At 44.6% G+C, this 17799-nt stretch carries 20 protein-coding genes; 18 read left to right on the forward strand and 2 right to left on the reverse strand.

Going from position 1 to position 17799, the window contains the following annotated elements:
* Window positions 1-56: 56 nt before the first annotated feature.
* The 8 genes from phnH to JCM16418_RS25755 are packed head-to-tail and all read left to right on the forward strand — an operon-like array spanning window position 57 to window position 6451.
* On the forward strand, window positions 57-734 hold the full coding sequence (gene phnH, locus JCM16418_RS23675; protein ID WP_052020163.1) for a phosphonate C-P lyase system protein PhnH: 678 nt from the start codon (window positions 57-59) through the stop codon (window positions 732-734).
* On the forward strand, window positions 735-1904 hold the full coding sequence (locus tag JCM16418_RS09095; protein ID WP_036647939.1) for a carbon-phosphorus lyase complex subunit PhnI: 1170 nt from the start codon (window positions 735-737) through the stop codon (window positions 1902-1904).
* A complete protein-coding gene (locus tag JCM16418_RS09100) occupies window positions 1901-2767 on the forward strand; it encodes an alpha-D-ribose 1-methylphosphonate 5-phosphate C-P-lyase PhnJ (RefSeq protein WP_036647941.1) in 867 nt (288 codons plus the stop codon). Before JCM16418_RS09095 ends, JCM16418_RS09100 begins: the two co-directional genes overlap by 4 nt.
* A complete protein-coding gene (locus JCM16418_RS09105) occupies window positions 2760-3593 on the forward strand; it encodes an ATP-binding cassette domain-containing protein (RefSeq protein ID WP_036647943.1) in 834 nt (277 codons plus the stop codon). The genes JCM16418_RS09100 and JCM16418_RS09105 overlap by 8 nt, the downstream gene beginning before the upstream one ends.
* A gap of 11 nt (window positions 3594-3604) precedes the next feature.
* Window positions 3605-4327, forward strand: a complete 723-nt coding sequence (gene phnL / locus JCM16418_RS09110; RefSeq protein WP_081765380.1) for a phosphonate C-P lyase system protein PhnL — start codon at window positions 3605-3607, stop codon at window positions 4325-4327.
* On the forward strand, window positions 4324-5535 hold the full coding sequence (locus JCM16418_RS09115) for an alpha-D-ribose 1-methylphosphonate 5-triphosphate diphosphatase (RefSeq protein WP_036647947.1): 1212 nt from the start codon (window positions 4324-4326) through the stop codon (window positions 5533-5535). The genes phnL and JCM16418_RS09115 overlap by 4 nt, the downstream gene beginning before the upstream one ends.
* Window positions 5536-5579: 44 nt before the next feature.
* Window positions 5580-6008: a PHP domain-containing protein gene (locus JCM16418_RS25750; RefSeq protein ID WP_242403762.1), complete on the forward strand. Its 429-nt coding sequence runs from the start codon at window positions 5580-5582 to the stop codon at window positions 6006-6008.
* Window positions 5993-6451 (forward strand): PHP domain-containing protein, encoded by a 459-nt coding sequence (locus JCM16418_RS25755; RefSeq protein ID WP_242403763.1) that lies wholly within the window; start codon window positions 5993-5995, stop codon window positions 6449-6451. Before JCM16418_RS25750 ends, JCM16418_RS25755 begins: the two co-directional genes overlap by 16 nt.
* A 94-nt stretch (window positions 6452-6545) precedes the next feature.
* On the opposite strand, the gene JCM16418_RS09125 is transcribed toward JCM16418_RS25755, so the two are convergent.
* Together JCM16418_RS09125 and JCM16418_RS09130 are read right to left on the reverse strand one after the other, a co-directional pair.
* Window positions 6546-6755, reverse strand: a complete 210-nt coding sequence (locus JCM16418_RS09125; RefSeq protein WP_036647950.1) for a 4-oxalocrotonate tautomerase — start codon at window positions 6753-6755, stop codon at window positions 6546-6548.
* Window positions 6756-6814: 59 nt separating this feature from the next.
* Window positions 6815-7432, reverse strand: coding sequence for a TetR/AcrR family transcriptional regulator (locus JCM16418_RS09130; protein ID WP_036647952.1), 618 nt, complete (start codon window positions 7430-7432; stop codon window positions 6815-6817).
* Between the two features lie 371 nt (window positions 7433-7803).
* On the opposite strand from JCM16418_RS09130, the gene JCM16418_RS09135 reads away from it, so the two are divergent.
* The 10 genes from JCM16418_RS09135 to JCM16418_RS09180 all read left to right on the forward strand — a co-directional run bounded on the left by JCM16418_RS09135 (window position 7804) and on the right by JCM16418_RS09180 (window position 17792).
* Window positions 7804-8805 carry an amidohydrolase family protein gene (locus JCM16418_RS09135; RefSeq protein WP_036647954.1) on the forward strand — a complete coding sequence of 334 codons (1002 nt, stop codon included), beginning with the start codon at window positions 7804-7806 and terminating at the stop codon, window positions 8803-8805.
* Window positions 8802-9530 carry an amino acid ABC transporter ATP-binding protein gene (locus tag JCM16418_RS09140; RefSeq protein ID WP_036647956.1) on the forward strand — a complete coding sequence of 243 codons (729 nt, stop codon included), beginning with the start codon at window positions 8802-8804 and terminating at the stop codon, window positions 9528-9530. Before JCM16418_RS09135 ends, JCM16418_RS09140 begins: the two co-directional genes overlap by 4 nt.
* A gap of 34 nt (window positions 9531-9564) precedes the next feature.
* Window positions 9565-10380, forward strand: a complete 816-nt coding sequence (locus JCM16418_RS09145) for a transporter substrate-binding domain-containing protein (RefSeq protein ID WP_036647958.1) — start codon at window positions 9565-9567, stop codon at window positions 10378-10380.
* A gap of 83 nt (window positions 10381-10463) precedes the next feature.
* On the forward strand, window positions 10464-11117 hold the full coding sequence (locus tag JCM16418_RS09150; protein WP_036647960.1) for an amino acid ABC transporter permease: 654 nt from the start codon (window positions 10464-10466) through the stop codon (window positions 11115-11117).
* Window positions 11118-11132: 15 nt separating this feature from the next.
* Window positions 11133-11789 carry an amino acid ABC transporter permease gene (locus JCM16418_RS09155; RefSeq protein ID WP_036647963.1) on the forward strand — a complete coding sequence of 219 codons (657 nt, stop codon included), beginning with the start codon at window positions 11133-11135 and terminating at the stop codon, window positions 11787-11789.
* A gap of 302 nt (window positions 11790-12091) precedes the next feature.
* The gene (locus JCM16418_RS09160; RefSeq protein ID WP_052020164.1) at window positions 12092-14200 is read left to right on the forward strand and encodes a copper amine oxidase N-terminal domain-containing protein; all 2109 of its coding nucleotides are present in this window, start codon (window positions 12092-12094) and stop codon (window positions 14198-14200) included.
* Window positions 14201-14426: 226 nt separating this feature from the next.
* Window positions 14427-14972, forward strand: a complete 546-nt coding sequence (gene nbaC, locus JCM16418_RS09165) for a 3-hydroxyanthranilate 3,4-dioxygenase (protein WP_036647966.1) — start codon at window positions 14427-14429, stop codon at window positions 14970-14972.
* 67 nt (window positions 14973-15039) lie between these two features.
* Window positions 15040-15468, forward strand: a complete 429-nt coding sequence (locus JCM16418_RS09170; RefSeq protein WP_373280705.1) for a RidA family protein — start codon at window positions 15040-15042, stop codon at window positions 15466-15468.
* Window positions 15469-15491: 23 nt separating this feature from the next.
* Entirely contained in the window at window positions 15492-16949 is a 1458-nt protein-coding gene (locus tag JCM16418_RS09175) for an aldehyde dehydrogenase (RefSeq protein WP_148298779.1), read from the forward strand.
* A 63-nt stretch (window positions 16950-17012) separates the two neighbouring features.
* Window positions 17013-17792: a 2-keto-4-pentenoate hydratase gene (locus JCM16418_RS09180; protein WP_036647972.1), complete on the forward strand. Its 780-nt coding sequence runs from the start codon at window positions 17013-17015 to the stop codon at window positions 17790-17792.
* Window positions 17793-17799 lie beyond the last annotated feature (7 nt).

Raw genomic sequence — 17799 nt, forward strand, 5'->3', positions numbered from 1 at the left:
TTAGTTCAGTGAGCTTAGTGAGTTCAAGGAGCATGTTAAATCAGGAGGGATTACTCGTGAATGCAGGGATGATCGATAAAGTGCATTATACACAGAACATCTTCAGATTATTAATGGATGCGATGGCTCGTCCGGGCAGTATTGTCCAGCTTGAACCTTATGCCTATAAGCCTAAAGAGATAGATTATCCTTTCCGTCATTTCATTGGAGTCGGCCTGACGCTCCTTGATCAGGAGGTTAGTTTCCATGTTCATGGAGCTAATGGAGAAAACGGTACAGTTCGGGAAGATTCGCTGACGTTGGTTCAGGATTTACAGCTGCTGACTAGGTCTCGAACCAGAGGCATTGAGTTTGCTGATTATGTGTTTGTACCCAGCGGCGGAGAGCCGAATATCGACCTGTGTCAAAGGGGAGAGCTCCAGAACCCTGATCAGAGTGCGACGATTGTGTATGAGCTTGAAGAGATTACTATAGGTGAACGTGACAGCGTTAATATGGCGCAAGTGGATGAATCCGTTCATTCGGTGCACCACCGGATTCAACTTAGTTTACAAGGGCCGGGCATTCTTGGGGAACGAATGATACAGCTTCATGGACTACATGAATCCCTTTTACCGAAATGGCAGGCATGTAATCATGAATTTCCACTCGGACTTGATTTCATATTTGTGGATCGTCAGGGGCGGGCCTGTTGTATACCGCGCAGCTCTTTATTCCAGTGGGAGGTGCTGTAGATGGCTTACGTTGCTGTAACCGGAGGCCGAGAAGCCATTAAAGAAGCAGAAAAGCTACTGAAATATTATCGTTGTCATGCCGAAGGACTTCCAATCGAGGTCGGACAAATCATGCAGCAAATGCGGCTTGCCGTCGACAAGATTATGGGTGAAGGATCGCTGTATGACCCGCTTCTAGCTGCGCTAGCACTTAAGCAAGCCGAAGGCGATGCAATTGAAGCATCCTTCCTGGTTCGTGCGTTCCGCTCAACACTGCCAAGAACCATGTATTCATTGCCGATTGACACTACTGGCATGGAAATCATTCGGCGTGTGTCAGCAACGTTTAAGGAGATTCCGGGCGGTCAGTATCTAGGTCCGACAAGGGATTATACGAAGCGACTGCTAAATATGGAGCTGCTAGAAGAAAGTGATGAACATATCCGCGACTTTATGGATACATTCATGACTGAATGTATAGAGCATAGCGAATGTGATGAGTTGCAGGAAGTTCCCTCGTTTCCACGTGTCATTGATCTACTTCGCAGCGAAGGCTTGATTGCTGGAGTATGCAGTGTGGAACCAGAGCGTCATGAACATGATGAGGTGGATGACATCACACGCACGGCCATGAGCTTCCCCGCTTCGCGTGCAGTTAGGCTTCAGTCGATGGCTCGCGGAGAGACCGGTGCACTCTTGGCCTTCGCCTATTCAAGTGCTAGGGGATATGGCGATGTCCATCCAACGATAGGAGAGCTTCGTGTGGGGGACGTTCCTGTGATGATTCCACATCCGCTGCATGCAGGCGAAGAAATTTGCATTGGACGGGTAAGAGTATCCGAAGCTGAAATTGTAGTGCGTGAGGACGGCGGCGATGAAGGCCGTAATAGTGGGACAGATAAAGAGCCAGCAAAGTTCGGGATTGGTTATGGCCTCTGTTTCGGACATAACGAAGATAAAGTAATTGGCATGGGAATTCTGGATCGTTCCATGAAATCTCATGGGGCTGCTACACCGGCCGAAGATGAGGAGTTTGTACTCTATCACATTGATGGGATTGAATCATCTGGCTTCATCTCCCACTTCAAGTTACCCCATTACGTGGATTTCCAGGCTGAATTACAGCGTATTCGATCGATTCATGAGAGAGACAGAGAAGCAGAACCGAAGCGGGAGGAAGTCAAACAATGAGCGCATACAATTACGCTTTTCTGGATGAGAACACGAAAAAGGAAATTCGCCGCAAAACGCTAAAAGCGATCGCCATTCCTGGTTATCAGGTACCATTTGGTTCACGTGAAATGCCCATTGCTCGCGGCTGGGGTACCGGAGGACTTCAAGTCACGCTCTCTGTTATTGGCAAGCAGGATATCCTTAAGGTCATTGACCAAGGTAACGATGATAGTGTAAATGCCTGCAATCTACGTGATTTAATCTCTAGCACATCTGAGGTTGCTACGACAACAGATACGCTCGAAGCGACAATCATTCAGACCCGCCACCGGATTCCAGAAGAGAAAATGCAGGCACATCAAATTCTTGTATTTCAAGTCCCGATGCCTGAGGTACTGCGGACGGTTGAACCAAGTGAGCAGGAGACACGCCGTATGCATGGCGAACGGGACTACAGTCGATTATGGGTTCAGCTCTACGAAGATATCGTCCAGCATGGTGAGATTCGAATTTCTTACGATTATCCCGTGCTCGTTAACGGTCATTATATTTGCGACCCTTCACCAATCCCCCGTTTTGATGTACCTAAGCTGCATCAGGCAGAGACTTTATTCCTTTTCGGTGCAGGGCGGGAAAAGCGGATTTATGCGATCCCACCACATACGGATGTCGTTCCACTTCAGTTTGAAGACTATCCATTTACAGTCGAAAGCTATGATCAGGGCTGTGAGAAATGCGGTTGTACGACGAGCTATCTAGAAGAATCATTTGACCGCGTGGATGGAGCAAGGCATTACTATTGCTCAGATACAAGCTTTTGCGGGAAGAAGCAGGTAGAGCAGGGCGAGCTTGTCCAGATGGGAGCGAACTGGCATGGATGAAATGTTGAGCGTCAGACAATTGATGAAGACGTATGGCAAGGGCTGTCCAGCTTGTCTGGATTTGACTGGGCCTGACCATGGACGTAATATGTGTCCGGTTTGCGGCACGATTGTCGCGTGCGCTGATGTTTCACTGGATGTATATCCAGGAGAAGTGCTTGGCATCGTGGGCGAGAGCGGTTCGGGTAAGAGTACACTCGTAAAGACACTGTATTTTGATGAAGAGCCAACCGCAGGCGAATTTTATCTTCGTTCCTATGAAGATGGCGTGCCTAACCTCTATGATCTCAGCAGTCGTAAAAAAAGATGGGTTCGTAACCATCAGATGGGCATGGTCTACCAGAATCCTCATCTGGGGCTAAGGCTGGATCACTCTGCCGGTGGCAATATTGCTGAGAAGCTACTCATGGCTGGAAACTATCATGTCGGCAGTATTCGTGAGAGAGCGGTACAGCTACTAGAGAAAACAGATATCCCGATTACTCGAATGGATGATCTTCCCCGATATTTCAGTGGCGGTATGCAGCAGCGCGTGCAAATTTCGAAGGCGATGGCGAACAATCCCCCGCTTCTTTTACTAGATGAAGTAACAACGGGCCTAGACGTATCCGTTCAGGCGAATGTACTCGATCTGATTCGCGAGATTCAGCGCGAGCTTGGCGTGAGTATGATTGTGGTCTCTCATGACTTCTCCGTCATCCGAATGCTGACGAACCGAACGATTGTCATGAAGAATGGACGCATTGTAGAACAAGGTCTGACCGATCAAATCATGGAGGATCCACAGCATGCATACACGCAGCTGTTAATTAACTCCCTACTCTAAAGAACAGGAGGATGAGAACGAAGATGCCCCTACTCAATATTGAGCAGTTAAATAAATCATTTCACCTTCATCAATTTGGCGGTAAACAGATCGTCGGATGCAGCGGCATTAACCTTACCCTGGATCATGGCGAATTTATCGGGATTACAGGGAAGAGCGGCGCAGGTAAGTCAACGATTCTGAAGTGTATCTACCGTACTTACATTCCAACAAGCGGCAGCATGTATTATGAATCGGATAGCTATGGAACGATTGACTTGGCCCGTGCAGGTGAGCGTGAAATGATTGAGATACGTCAAAAGGAAATAGGGTATGTGTCGCAGTTTCTGAAGCTGCTGCCGAGGGTGACTGCACAGGATGCTGTCATACAGGAGCTAGTCGCAACTGGTTGTCCCAAGGAACGTGCCGAGGGGGAGGCAAGATCCATGTTGAGACATTTTGGATTAGCGGAATCCCTTTGGGACACGTATCCTAACACGTTTAGTGGCGGAGAGAAGCTACGTCTAAATTTAGCTGCGGCCATGGTGAAGCGGCCGAAATTTCTACTACTCGATGAGCCAACAGCTTCACTCGATAACGGCTCCAAGGAGGCGGTCAGGGATATGATTCTTGATTTGAAGCGGCAGGGTACGAGTATGATGGGTATTTTTCATGATTTGGAGTTTATGGAGAAGGTCGTAGATCAGGAGTTCAGTATGCAGAGCGGAAGCATTACAGGGGGGAGAACGGCATGAATCAACAGATCATCGTCATTGAGAATGGGGTTATTGTTTCGCCAGATATGATGCATTTGGGAGATGTTGTGGTTCAGAATGGTAAAATCATTGCCGTACTACCGGCGCGCACAGGAATGCTTATTGCAGCGAATCAGGCGGGAGTCTCCTGTGAATGTATGGATGCGACTGGACTGTACGTCATGCCTGGCATGATTGAAATGCATAGTGATGCTATTGAGCGGGAAGTGCAGCCAAGGCCTGGTTCCATTTTTCCACTTGAGATGGCGATGTATGAACTCGAGAAGAAGATGGCTGCTGTAGGAATTACGACGATGTACCATTCCGTATCCTCTTCTGATGGAACACCCGTCCGTAATGATGAAATCGTTGCCCAAATGATAGAGTATGCCGCTCGCAAACGCTCGGAGCCTTCCATGATTCGTCATCGCATTCATTTACGTTATGAAGTTACGAATATTAAAGGTTTGGATATGGTGCAAGATATGCTGGATAAGGATCAGATTGACCTGCTTTCCTTCATGGATCACACCCCAGGACAAGGGCAGTATGCGAGCAGAGAGACATACAAGGATTACTTGATGGGCTCCGAGCATATGACCGGTGAAAAGGCAGATGAGACGCTTGATGTACTATCGTCCTTTCAGGATCAAATTGATTGGGAACGTGTTCGGGACGTTATTCAGTACGCTCAGAATAAGGGCGTTATTACCGCTTCACATGATGATGATACAGAAGAAAAGGTAGATTTCGTACAAAGCTTGGGGGTTGGGATCAGTGAGTTCCCTGTTTCATTAGAAGCGGCCTGCTATGCTAAAGCTCAAGGTATGTTTGTGAGTATTGGAGCTCCGAACATTGTACGCGGAGGTTCGCATAACAAGAATATGAGAGCGATGGATGCTGTAAAAGCGGGTGCAGCGGATATCATTTGCTCCGATTATCATTTACCTGCACTATTACCTGCTTTGTTCCAAATTTCTGAGGAAGCGGATATTGGGATTCCAGCTGCCATTGCTATGGCTACACTGAATCCAGCGAAAGCTCTAGGTATTAGCGACCAATATGGCTCTGTAGAGGTTGGGAAAATCGCAGATCTGCTGCTCGTTGAGTTGCCTAATGGATATCCATTAGTGCGCGCTACCTTAGTAGGTGGCACCGTTGTATTTCAGTCGAGATTCTTCGCGGAAGAACGTGTAGCCGCCCTTTAAGAATGTAGTAAGGACGAAATTATAAAATGGAGGAGTGAGAAATCATGATTATCGATTTGCATTGCCACACGAATATCTCGGACAATTCATTTAAGATTCGTGATGTCATTACGATGGCAAAGGAACAAGGGGTAACCCATTTAGCTATTACGGATCATGATACTACGGCAGGTTTGGAAGAAGCGATTCGCATAGGTACAGAGCTTGGCATTCATATTATCCCCGGTATCGAAATATCAGCATATGATTATCAAAGAGGCACACGTGCTCACATCTTGGGTCTTTATGTGACCCCTGGTCATGAAGCATTATCCAAGTTATGTGATCCTATGATTGAGAAGCGTCATGAGGCTTCAAGGGAAATGGTGCAGCAAATTATTGAAGCAGGTTACGATATTTCTTGGGAACAGGTAGAAATTTTTGCAGAAGGGGGTACTGGCGTATATAACAGCATATTATGCATGCATTGTTAGAACGTGGTTATACGTCAACCATTTATGGAGATTTGTATAAAAAACTGTTTGCACGCGGAGAAGAAGGCGAGGAACAAGGAATTGCTTATGTAGAGCTTGAGTACGTCGATGCATTTGACGCCATTCTCGCAATCAGAGCAGCAGGAGGCGTACCCGTTATTGCGCATCCGAAGCAGTTTGATAACTTCGATGCAATAGCAGTTTGGAAGGAAGCGGGCCTTATGGGCATTGAGGTACGTCATCCTCTGCATGATGAAGCTACAGAAGAGAGGGCTCGCGACCTTGCGGAGCAGCTCGGACTGCTGCAAACGGGTGGCTCGGATTTCCATGGCTTTTACAGTGAAGCCAACCATAGTCCACTTGGGAGCAAGAGCCCTGGAGAGGCGCATTTACTTACATTACAAGCTGCTGTTGAGAGAAGAAATGAATGGGAGATGGAGTAAATATACATTAGGCTTAAAATAGCAACAAAATAAGGCAGTAGATCCCTTGATTCACAAGGATTCTACTGCCCTAATTTTTAAATGTAACTCCGCTTCATTTGTTCGAACGATCCTTCGAGATTATCTCAGAGGCCGGAGTGCCGCCAATTCCCCAGTGTGTCTTCGGAACCTCCGTGACCAATACACGGATCTTCTCCAGCGGAGAATTGAGCTCATCTGCGACTGTTTCAGTAACTCGTGCGATGAGTGACTTCACTTGCTCCGCCGATCTACCTTCCATGATGTGAATGTTCACAATGGGCATACCGATCCATCCTTTCAGTATAAATATGACTACGTATCAATATGAAGAGACGAAAAAAATTATAAGTATAGAGCGTCGGTATACATAATCGTAATCGTTTTGGCGATTTCATCAAGAGATACTCCATGCCGATTAAAGACAATTTCCCATTGATACATTTCATTGGCATAGAACCATTGGCGTGCTACGAGTTCCGCTTTTAAATCTGAACGTGCGAGACCATGCTGCTGAGAATAAGTGATATCATTCGTAATACTCTGAATGAGCTTGTGGCGAATTTGTTCCCATTTCGCATTGATTGCAGAAGACAGACCCATAGCTTCCGAGAAGACTTTCATCATATCTCGTTCGGATTCGGCAATTTGGAAGAAGGTATGTACTTGATCAAGGATCATTCGGCGGGCTTCTTCTTTGGATGAGGGGTAAAAGGATATATCGGCAATATCGAAAAACTTCTGCATTACATCTTCCATCAATACGATTAATAGATCATCTTTACCGGTAAAATGCGTATAGGCCGTACCATAACCTGTATTCGCTAGTTTAATAATCTGTTTAATGGTAGTATTCTGAAACCCTTCCTGTAAAAAAATATCTCGTGCTGCTTCTAATAGTTTTTGCCGCGTCTGTTTGGATCTTAAATGTCTTCCATCTTGATTTTTTGTTGCATTTTCCATTAAACATCTACCTTTCAAGGGTAAAATGGTAGTGAATTACCATCTTTTTGCGTTAGTCACATGATAACCATATCATAAAATAAAATGCAAATTTTGTTTTGTAATTGTATTTTCTATTATATTTTAATTTTAAGTCAATTTATATTGACATGGTGTCACTATTGTCATAATATTAGATCAACTCAGAGGAATCATTCATCTAGACCGGTATGTAAGCGTTTTATTATTTATTATACCGCATCTGTAGATTAAGACTATTATTTTTTTCAATAATACTGACAAGGTGTCATATTTATTCTACTAGAGAATAGAATAAGTTCGAATAATGATACGTTCGGATTGAGAGTAGATTCATGAGGAGGTTTTCGGAGATGCGAATTGATATACATACTCATATTATTCCAGAATCTCTTCCTGATTTCGTTCAGAAGTATGGAGGGGAACGTTGGCCGATATTAAATAGAACTTGTACATGTGGTGCAACCATTATGGTCGCCGGGAAGCCTTTCCGTGAAGTCACCGATCAAGTATGGAGTCCAGAAAAGCGAATTGAAGATATGGACCGTGAAGGTGTTGATATGCAGGTGTTATCTCCTATCCCTGTTACCTTCTCATACTGGGCATCCATTGCTGAAGCAGAAGAGATGGCCCATATTCAGAATAATTTCATCGCGGAGACGGTCGCACAGTATAGGACGCGTTTTGCTGGGCTTGGCACGGTTCCAATGCAGGATACAGATGCAGCGATCCGTGAAATGGATCGATGTATACATGAGCTGGGTTTAAACGGTATTGAAATTGGATCGAATATTAATGGTAAGAATCTAGATGATCCATCATTTATTGAGTTTTTTAGAATGGCTGAGCTATGGAACGTCCCTCTATTCATTCACCCATGGGAAACGATGGGCAAAGATCGTACACCTAGACATAACCTCATGTACACGGTCGGTATGCCAAGCGAAACGGCACTAGCCGCTGCAACCTTTGCATGGAGCGGTTTAATGGAGAAATTCCCGAATTTAAAAGTTTGCTTCGCACATGGCGGAGGTTCCTTTCCTTATCTTCTACCTAGACTCGATCAGGGATGGAATGTATGGCCACAGCTTCGTTTGACAACACATCCACCAAGTTACTACGCCAAGAAAATGTATTATGATTCCTTAGTATTCGATCCGCTGAATTTGAAGTTTATGATAGACCGATTTGGCCATGAGCAGATACTGATGGGTTCTGATTATCCTTTCCTACTGAGGGAGGTTCCTCCCGGCAATGTCATTGAGCAGAGTCTAACGTTAACAGAAGAGCAACAAGCCTGCTTATGGGGCGGAAATGCAGCCAAATTCTTTCGCATTGGAGGTAGTGCAATTTGATTCAATTCAGCAAAATAAATAAGCACTATGGTTCAAACCACGTCCTCAAAGATGTTGATTTAAACATCAGAGAAGGAGAGGTCGTCGTCATTATTGGACCTTCTGGCTCAGGTAAGAGTACGCTTCTACGGTGCATTAACCGATTGGAGAGCATCACATCGGGTGAGCTGAACGTTCACGGAAAGAAAGTGAATGATAAACATACGAATATTAACCAGCTTCGACAGGAGATTGGGATGGTATTTCAGCATTTTAACTTGTACCCACATAAGTCAGTTTTAGATAATATTACGCTTGCGCCCATTAAAGTAAGAGGGATGTCCAAGGCACAAGCAGATGAGCTCGCAATGTATTACCTGGAGAAGGTAGGGATCAAAGAAAAAGCTCATGTGTATCCGTCTAATTTATCCGGTGGGCAGCAGCAGCGGGTAGCTATTGCGAGAGGTCTTGCGATGAAGCCAAAGATCATGCTCTTCGATGAGCCGACATCTGCGCTAGATCCAGAAATGGTTGGAGAAGTTTTAGATGTAATGAAAGCGCTAACAAAGGAAGGCATGACTATGGTTGTCGTTACCCATGAAATGGGCTTTGCTCGTGAAGTGGCAGATCGGGTGATATTTATGGATCAGGGCCAAATTGTTGAAGAGGGAGCGCCCGCACATTTTTTCACCAATCCAAGTGAAGACAGAGCTAGACTGTTTCTTAGTCGAATTTTGGTTCATTAATAAATCGTAATGTATGTATAAGGGGGAACCAAGGATGAAGAAATGGCAAAAAAACTGGGGCATTGCACTTGTATCCGTATTATTAGCAGTTAGTATGTCAGGTTGTGGAAAGAGTGATGATGCAGCGCCAGCCCTCGCAAATAAGTCAGAGAAATCCATTAAGGATATGGATAAAATCGTAGTAGGTATCGGTTCAGATGCATTTCCATTCGGATATGTCGATACAGCAGACAAGAAGACTAAAGGATTCGACCTCGATATTGCCGCAGCGATTGTGAAGGATATTTTAGGCGCGGACGACAAAATTGAATATAAGGATGTTAACGGGAAAACAAGAATTCCAATGCTCAAAAATGGTGATATCGATATCATTGTCAAAACGATGACGATTACAGAGGATCGCAAGAAGGAAGTTGATTTCTCAGACCCTTATTTTAGCGCAGGTCAATCCCTTCTAGTCCCTAAAGGTTCAGCGATCAAGGGCATTGATGATTTGAAGGGCAAGAAGGTTATTGCTGTAAAAGGCACAAGAGATGGTAAAACCATTGAGGAAAAATCACCGGATGCTATTGTATCTGAATATGAGAACTTAGGTGAAGCATTCACGGCATTAACGACGGGTAAAGGTGATGTGCTTACAACCGATAATGCGATTCTGATGGGCCTAGCTCTTGAGAATCCAGGTTATGAACTCGTAGGCGGCGTTATTGACGACCAGCCTTGGGGAATTGCGGTAAGAAAAGGCGATAAAGAAATGCTGGATGCTGTGAACGCGTCACTCAAGAAATTAAAAGAAACAGGCGAGTATGACAAAATCTACGAAAAATGGTTGAAGCAAAAACCTGAATAATTTCAAGGCGTGGGGATGAAAGGCTGTCCTTTTGTCCCTACGTACCTCCTTAGTCATTCAGAAGCGAAAGAGGGCTGGAATGAATGTTGGATTTCTCAATTTTGATTGACCATAAAAAAGAGTTTTTAGCCGGTTTTCTCACGACGCTTGAAGTCAGCTTACTCGCTCTTGTACTGAGCGTAATTTTAGGGATTGTGCTAGCAGTAATGAAGATTTCTCCCCTTAAAATGCTCAAGGGTCTGGCTACTGCCTATATTGAATTTATTCAGAATACACCGCTGCTTATCCAAATTTTCTTTTTCTATTTCGGTTTGCCGGCAGTAGGAATTCAATTGAATCCATTCATAAGTGGAACAATTGGTTTAGCTGTTTATTCTAGCGCTTATATTGCTGAAGCAATTCGTGCAGGTATTCAAGCGGTATCGCATGGTCAGGTGGAGGCAGGGCGCGCTTCGGGTTTAACGTACCTACAAACCATGCAGCATATTATCCTTCCACAAGCAATTAAAGTGGTTATTCCACCACTTGGAAATCAATTTCTTAATCTCGTGATGGGTTCTGCCATTCTTGGCTCTATCTCTGGGAAAGACCTGATGTATTATGGTGATATTATTGCCTCGGATACATTTGTAGTATTTGATGTTTATATTTTTGTAGCTTTATTTTATTTAATATTGACGGTTCCACTTAGTTTATTTATTCATCATCTGGAAAGAAAACTATCAGCTAGTGACTAGGAAGGAGAAGCGATCATGGATTTCATAGGAGCTTACTCGGCTAACAACCTGTTTTATCTTCTTAAAGGTTTTCTGGTCACCATTGAAGTATCTGCCTATTCAATCATCCTGGCATTTATTATAGGTACGTTAATGGGAATTATCCGATTTGCCAGAGTCCCGTTACTCTCTCAGGTTGTTGCTCTATATGTAGGTTTAATCCGCAATATACCGCTTTTACTCGTCTTTTTCTTTATCTTCTTCGCTTTGCCAGAAGTGGGTCTGAAGACGAGTGTATTTACAGCTTCAGTAGCAGGACTCACCTTGTATGCATCTGCAATGTTATGCGAAGTGGTCCGCAGTGGTTTGAATTCGATACCCAAGGGACAAATTGAAGCAGCAAGAGCCTCGGGATTATCTTACGTGAGTACAGTGAGGTATATCGTTCTTCCACAAGCATTAAAACGAATGATTCCACCTATTATGAGTGAATGCACCTCCATCTTGAAGGGATCATCACTTGCCATTGTTATTACGTTGCCTGAAATGATGCGCAGTGCACAAATTATTTACAATTATAATGTGAAGTTTGTCATCCCCATTATCCTTATGGTGGCTATCCTTTATTTCATTGTAAATTTCACATTGTCTTTCTTTGCACGTAAGCTAGAGAAGCGTTTAACCATCAGCTAATGCTAGCAGCTTCTGCTAACATGTGCATACTCGCAGGTAAAGGTGTTTAGTGCATTAAAGAAGTAAAACACCAATGGGAGTATGCACGTGTGCCTTTTTACGGCTATATCTCGACACCGTGTCATATTTGAAGATTGTGGAGTATGACTGTCAATCTACAAGATGTATTCAATGAAGAGGGGGTTATATTGACGTTCTCTAGTAACCTGAGACTTTTGACATCTTAGTCCATCACAGAATTCAGGCTTTAGGTTTTGTAAGCGTTTCCGTGAAGAATTGATAGACTCAGGAGGAATATATTCATGAGAAAAAGGTTAATGCAACGCTTTTTAAGTCATGCAGTTACTTTGTCTGTTGCGGTTAGTACCATGCTCATGCCAGCGATTCCTGTAATGGCAGCAGCCGAAACCGCACCAGTAACTTCAAATTCAGGTACTTTTGTTGCACCGCGTACAGGAGCTAATGTAAATGCGCCAGATGCGGCACTACCGTATGAGAAGGATGAGAATAAGAAGCTTCTACCAGGCGAGCCAGCAGAACCAGCGGCTGGTACATGGGGCTATGACTTGAAGACGGGAATCTTTACCCATCCGAAGCAAACCCCAGATAATGAAGGTCCCCAACCTTTTAACGGAAGCTTACCTTATCTGGATCAGAATCAATATATCAAGAACATGAAGGTTGAAGCGTTCTACCCGAATGTTGCAGGATACGGCCACAGCTGGCAGACTTCCTTCGACTTAGACGGACGCCGTTATCTCTATGACTATGAGACGAATCAATATAACTTGTTTGATATTACAGATCCCAAGAATGCCAAGCTGATCAAGACCAAATGGTTCGATAGCAAGGTAGAGCATCAATTCGGACCGTTTAACGTGAAATATAACAAGACGTTAGATAAAAACATTGCCGTTCAGTGCTATGAAGTGCCGCGCTACGGTAAAATCACCAACAAATATGAGAATCCGGCTGAAGTAAAGGCCATCAAGGATTTTCAAATGCTGCGCGGATTCCGTATATATGAGGTAAATGGACCAAACTGGACGGATTGGAAGGTACTTTCCGAGACGCCTCTAGATGGTAGCGTATATACCAAGGGAACGGTTCAACAAGGTTCAGGCTGCCAAGACATTCCAGTGTACTCAGGTGATAAATATTTATTCGTTGCTGGAGCACCAGATGATACGTACAGCAACACCGAGTATAAGACTTACCTATATTCAGGTGCACAGCTTGCTTATGATATTTCCGATCCAACCAAACCAGTGAAGCTATCGACTTGGTCCGTGCCAGGTCAACGTAAAGGTGAAGAAGCAGACTATAACAAGAATCCGCGTGCAGGTAACAAAACGAGCTGGATGGGCTCAAGAATGCCGCTCTTTATTCCTAAAACTGTTGAGCAGGGCGGGAAGTATGGTTATGCAGCCATGGGAGGCTTAGGCTTCTACATTGTAGATATTACCGATCCAGCGAATATGAAGACCGTGTCCCATTTAGATATGCCTATGGCATTTACCGGCACGGAAGGCGATAACATCGATGTTTCCAAAATTGAAACGACAGGCATGGTGTACTTCAGTGGATACCCACTAAGTGATGACTGTCATGAGCCATACAAAGAAATCTATGCGATTGACGTTCGTGATCCGTTGAACCCGAAAATCGCTAATATGATGCCGCGTCCAACACCGCCTAAAGATGCTCCATTTACGGACTTCTGTCAGCGCCGTGGTAGTTTCGGACCGAAACGCTCTGGCTACGCAGCTATTCAGCCAGGCACACCTAGCCAACAATATATGCCTTATTCATTCTATAATGCTGGCGTACAAATCTTTGATTTGAAAGATACGAGCAAGCCAACCATTGCTGGCTACTTTGTACCGAAGATGTCTGGTGAAGTGACAGGCGAAGATGGAACAAAGTACATGAGCGACCAATCCGATCCCGTGCATGGCACATTTGTCGAGTGGGATCGTAATCTAGTCTGGGTATTCTCAGGTCACGGTATGTATGTTCTGTCGACTTCCTTACTGGGCGACCCTGTCATGACAATGCCGAAAGCAAGTCTTCAAGTGAATAGTAAAGCCAAAGTCACATTAGAATCACAACCGTTTACTAAGGGTGGGGCTACGTTAGTTCCAATTCGTAGTGTTTTTGAGAGTCTGGGATACACCTTCGAATGGGACCCTTCGATGAAGATGGTTACAGCAAGAAAAGAAGGATCTACGATCCAGCTTCATGTGGGAAATAAAGAGGCCTTTGTTAATGGTGACAAAAAGGAAATGAAGGTTGAACCCGTGAATATGGGCGGACATGTCTACATTCCTTTGCAATTTATTGAGAGTGCAACTGGAACGAAGTCGACTTGGAATCAAGAGCAAAAGACGATCATGATGAGCACGATTTAACGATTCCTTTTGCGCTGCATAAGGATGACTCCTGAATAGATCAGGGGTCATCTTTTTCAACATCTAAATTTCACGAAAATGCAGTCAGGACAAGGGTTTAGAGGTTTCAAAAATAAATATGACATTAGGTCAATATTAATATTGACACTGTGTCGACATTATCTTATAGTGTGTGTAACATCCAGTATTTTCAAAGATAAATTTAAATTGAGAGTGAGGGTTTTATATGGCATTAGCAAAATCATTAGAAGCTTTTAATTTATTGAAGTGGATTGAGGATAATCAGGAATTTTTGAAGCCGCCTGTTAACAACAAAGTCATTTGGGAAGATTCAGAGTTTATCGCAATGGTTCTTGGTGGACCTAACCGTCGTAGAGATTTTCATGTGGATCCTTCGGATGAATTCTTTTATCAGGTTAAAGGTTCATGCTATGTAGAATGTATTACAGAAGAAGGACAGCGTAAGGTCGTGGAGGTAAAAGAAGGCGAAGTGTTCATGCTACCAGGTATGGTACCGCATTCACCGCACCGCGTTGCAGACACCTTCGGAATCGTAATTGAGCGTAAACGTGACCTCGGAGAGTTAGAAGATTTCGTATGGTTCTGTGAAAACTGTAATAAAGAAATGCACCGTGTAACAGTTCAGCTGACGGATATTGAAACTCAGGTTAAGGGAGCCATTCATAGCTTCAATTCAGATCCTGAGGTACGCACTTGCAAATCCTGTGGACATGTTGCTTCTGAGGAAGTTAAGGAATGGAAACCTGAATAAGAAGGTGAGCACCATGGATAATCAAGCAATGAATAGATCCGAAGCGTTAAGTACGCCGGAGGAACGAATGATCAATCTAGGTATTGAGCTAGGTCCCGTTCGACCTTTAGTAGGAAACTATGTGACGTGCGTTAGAACGGGAAATCTATTGTTCACCGCGGGTCAGGGCGTAGATGAATATCATGGCAAATTAGGCCGGGATTTGAGCGTTGAAGAAGGTTATCAAGCTTCCAGACAGTCCATGATCAATCTGCTGAAGGTTGTGAAGGCGGAGCTAGGCGAGCTTAGTAAAGTGAAACGCGTCGTCAAAATACTAGGCTTTGTAAATAGTACAGAAGATTTTACACAGCAACCTAAAGTGATGAATGGTGCTTCAGATCTGTTAGTTGCCGTATTTGGAGACAAAGGCAAACACGGACGGTCTGCGGTGGGGATGGCTCAACTGCCGAACAATACAGCAATAGAAATTGAAATGATTCTCGAATTTGAGGACTAGGAGGGCTGCAAGTGAATCCAGAGATGATAACGAGCCCTATAGATGTAAAAGACGCAAAGCTGTTTATCGGTGGTGAATTCGTAGATTCGGTATCACAAGCGACTTTTGACACGATTAATCCAGCTACGAATAAGAAGCTAGCATCCGTTGCGATGGCAAACGAAGCGGATACGATAAGGGCGATCGAGGTAGCACAGCGTACATTTGATAGCGGCGTATGGAGCAACATGACCGTCGAGAAGCGGGCCGAGATTCTCTGTCGTATGTCCGATTTAATCATGCTTCGTCTTGATGAAATCGCTGTACTCGAAACGCTTGATGTTGGTAAGCCGATTAAAGAAAGCCGCGGGTTTGATATTCCTAGGGCAGCGTCAAACATGCGCTTCTTTGCTGAGATGGCACTCTACCATCATGCAGAGAGTTATGAGAAGCAAGGTATGATGTCCTATACAAAATATGCTCCAGCAGGTGTGACGAGCATCATCATCCCATGGAATCTACCATTTATGCAGATGACATGGAAAGTGTCAGCCGCATTGGCAGCGGGGAACACGGTTGTGGTGAAGCCTGCATCGTATACTCCACTTAGTGCTTTTATTCTTGGAGAAATCGCGAATGATGCGGGATTGCCACCAGGCGTACTTAATATTATCGCGGGTCCCGGAAGCACTGTAGGTACAGTAATGGCATCCCACCCGAATGTCCGCCGAATATCGTTCGTAGGTGAATCTGGTACGGGTAAGACCGTGATGCGAAATGCCTCCGAATCACTCATTCCGGTGTCACTTGAGCTAGGTGGTAAATCGGCCAACATTATTTTTGAAGATGCAGATCTGGACGAAGCACTTAAAGGTTCATTAGATGCGATCTATCGCAATCAAGGGCAAATCTGTTTGGCAGGTTCAAGGATGTTGATTCATGAAAGCGTATACGAAGAATTTTTGGGGAAATTGATTACGGCTGTAAACCAGATTAAAGTAGGTCTTCCGCTTCATGAAGAGACGGATATGGGCTCACTCGTATCTCAATCGCATCTCGAATCCGTTCACAGCTATGTGGATATTGGTCTGGCTGAAGGTGCGAAGCTTGGCTGTGGTGGTGAGCGAGTGAAGGGGCTTGGGGAAGGTAACTTCTATAAGCCAACTGTTCTCTATGATGTTGATAACCAAATGCGAGTCGCGCAGGAAGAGATTTTTGGTCCTGTACTCGTGGTAATTCCTTTCAAAACAGAAGAAGAAGCGATTCGCATTGCGAATGATTCGATCTATGGACTCGCTGGCGTCGTATGGACGAACGACCTACGTAGAGCGCACCGTGTGGCTGCGCAGGTCAATTCTGGATTGTTCTGGATTAATTGCTGGTATTTCCGTGATTTACGGACACCATTTGGCGGATCTAAAGCCAGTGGAATCGGTCGTGAGGGCGGCCGCCACAGCTTTGATTTCTATACCGAAGCTAAATCGATCACGATGAAGTTATAAAAGATGGTGGTGACGCTCCCGTCACCATCTCATTTACTTTCAGGAGAAAAGAGGTAGCTCATCATGGATTCAATCCGAAATAAGCTAGCAAGTGAATTAATGAATGCGGAATCATCGCAGATTGCGATTGCACCGTTTACGGAGCGTTATCCAGATCTGACGGTTACCGATGCATATCACATCCAACTGCAGGTCGTCGAACAAAGACTTGCAGCAGGTCGGCATATTATTGGAAAAAAGGTCGGACTTACAAGCAAGGCAATGCAAACGATGCTGAATGTCAATGAACCGGATTACGGACATTTGCTTGATGATATGGAAGTTGCAGACCAGCAAGTTGTAAGCGTGAAAGATATGATCTCCCCGCGAATTGAAGCCGAAATAGGATTTGTTTTGGACCGTGACCTTAGAGGACCTGATGTTACGTTTCTTGATGTGCTGCTTGCTACTAAATACGTAGTTCCAACTTTAGAGATTATTGATAGCCGCATTGCGGACTGGAAAATCAAACTGATCGATACCGTAGCGGATAATGGCTCGTCTGCTCGAGTGGTTGTTGGACAGCAAAAAACGCCAATTGATCATCTCGATTTACGCGCGCTCGGCATGGTCCTTCTTAAGAATGGTGAGCTGATCGCCACAGGTTCAGGGGCGGCGGCGCTCGGACATCCCGCTCATGCGATTGCATGGCTTGCGAACAAATTAAGCGACTTTAATATTTCGCTCAAAGCAGGAGAGATTATTCTACCCGGTGCTCTATCTGGAGCAGTGAATGTCTATGCAGGTGACCATATTGAGGCACGATTCGGGCAGCTGGGTAACGTATCTGTCGCTTTTGAATAGGAGGAGG

The sequence above is a fragment of the Paenibacillus pini JCM 16418 genome, assembly GCF_000576305.1.
GTDB classification, from domain to species: Bacteria; Bacillota; Bacilli; order Paenibacillales; family Paenibacillaceae; genus Paenibacillus_AQ; species Paenibacillus_AQ pini.

Excerpts from the sequence above, each read along its gene's own strand:
- JCM16418_RS09095 (WP_036647939.1), top strand. The coding sequence starts at position 735 with ATGGCTTACGTTGCTGTAACCGGAGGCCGAGAAGCCATTAAAGAAGCA.
- JCM16418_RS09100 (WP_036647941.1), top strand. The coding sequence starts at position 1,901 with ATGAGCGCATACAATTACGCTTTTCTGGATGAGAACACGAAAAAGGAA.
- JCM16418_RS09105 (WP_036647943.1), top strand. The coding sequence starts at position 2,760 with ATGGATGAAATGTTGAGCGTCAGACAATTGATGAAGACGTATGGCAAG.
- phnL (WP_081765380.1), top strand. The coding sequence starts at position 3,605 with ATGAGAACGAAGATGCCCCTACTCAATATTGAGCAGTTAAATAAATCA.
- JCM16418_RS09115 (WP_036647947.1), top strand. The coding sequence starts at position 4,324 with ATGAATCAACAGATCATCGTCATTGAGAATGGGGTTATTGTTTCGCCA.
- JCM16418_RS25750 (WP_242403762.1), top strand. The coding sequence starts at position 5,580 with ATGATTATCGATTTGCATTGCCACACGAATATCTCGGACAATTCATTT.
- JCM16418_RS25755 (WP_242403763.1), top strand. The coding sequence starts at position 5,993 with ATGCATGCATTGTTAGAACGTGGTTATACGTCAACCATTTATGGAGAT.
- JCM16418_RS09125 (WP_036647950.1), bottom strand. The coding sequence starts at position 6,755 with ATGCCCATTGTGAACATTCACATCATGGAAGGTAGATCGGCGGAGCAA.
- JCM16418_RS09130 (WP_036647952.1), bottom strand. The coding sequence starts at position 7,432 with ATGGAAAATGCAACAAAAAATCAAGATGGAAGACATTTAAGATCCAAA.
- JCM16418_RS09135 (WP_036647954.1), top strand. The coding sequence starts at position 7,804 with ATGCGAATTGATATACATACTCATATTATTCCAGAATCTCTTCCTGAT.
- JCM16418_RS09145 (WP_036647958.1), top strand. The coding sequence starts at position 9,565 with ATGAAGAAATGGCAAAAAAACTGGGGCATTGCACTTGTATCCGTATTA.
- JCM16418_RS09150 (WP_036647960.1), top strand. The coding sequence starts at position 10,464 with ATGTTGGATTTCTCAATTTTGATTGACCATAAAAAAGAGTTTTTAGCC.
- JCM16418_RS09155 (WP_036647963.1), top strand. The coding sequence starts at position 11,133 with ATGGATTTCATAGGAGCTTACTCGGCTAACAACCTGTTTTATCTTCTT.
- JCM16418_RS09160 (WP_052020164.1), top strand. The coding sequence starts at position 12,092 with ATGAGAAAAAGGTTAATGCAACGCTTTTTAAGTCATGCAGTTACTTTG.
- nbaC (WP_036647966.1), top strand. The coding sequence starts at position 14,427 with ATGGCATTAGCAAAATCATTAGAAGCTTTTAATTTATTGAAGTGGATT.
- JCM16418_RS09170 (WP_373280705.1), top strand. The coding sequence starts at position 15,040 with ATGATCAATCTAGGTATTGAGCTAGGTCCCGTTCGACCTTTAGTAGGA.
- JCM16418_RS09175 (WP_148298779.1), top strand. The coding sequence starts at position 15,492 with ATGATAACGAGCCCTATAGATGTAAAAGACGCAAAGCTGTTTATCGGT.
- JCM16418_RS09180 (WP_036647972.1), top strand. The coding sequence starts at position 17,013 with ATGGATTCAATCCGAAATAAGCTAGCAAGTGAATTAATGAATGCGGAA.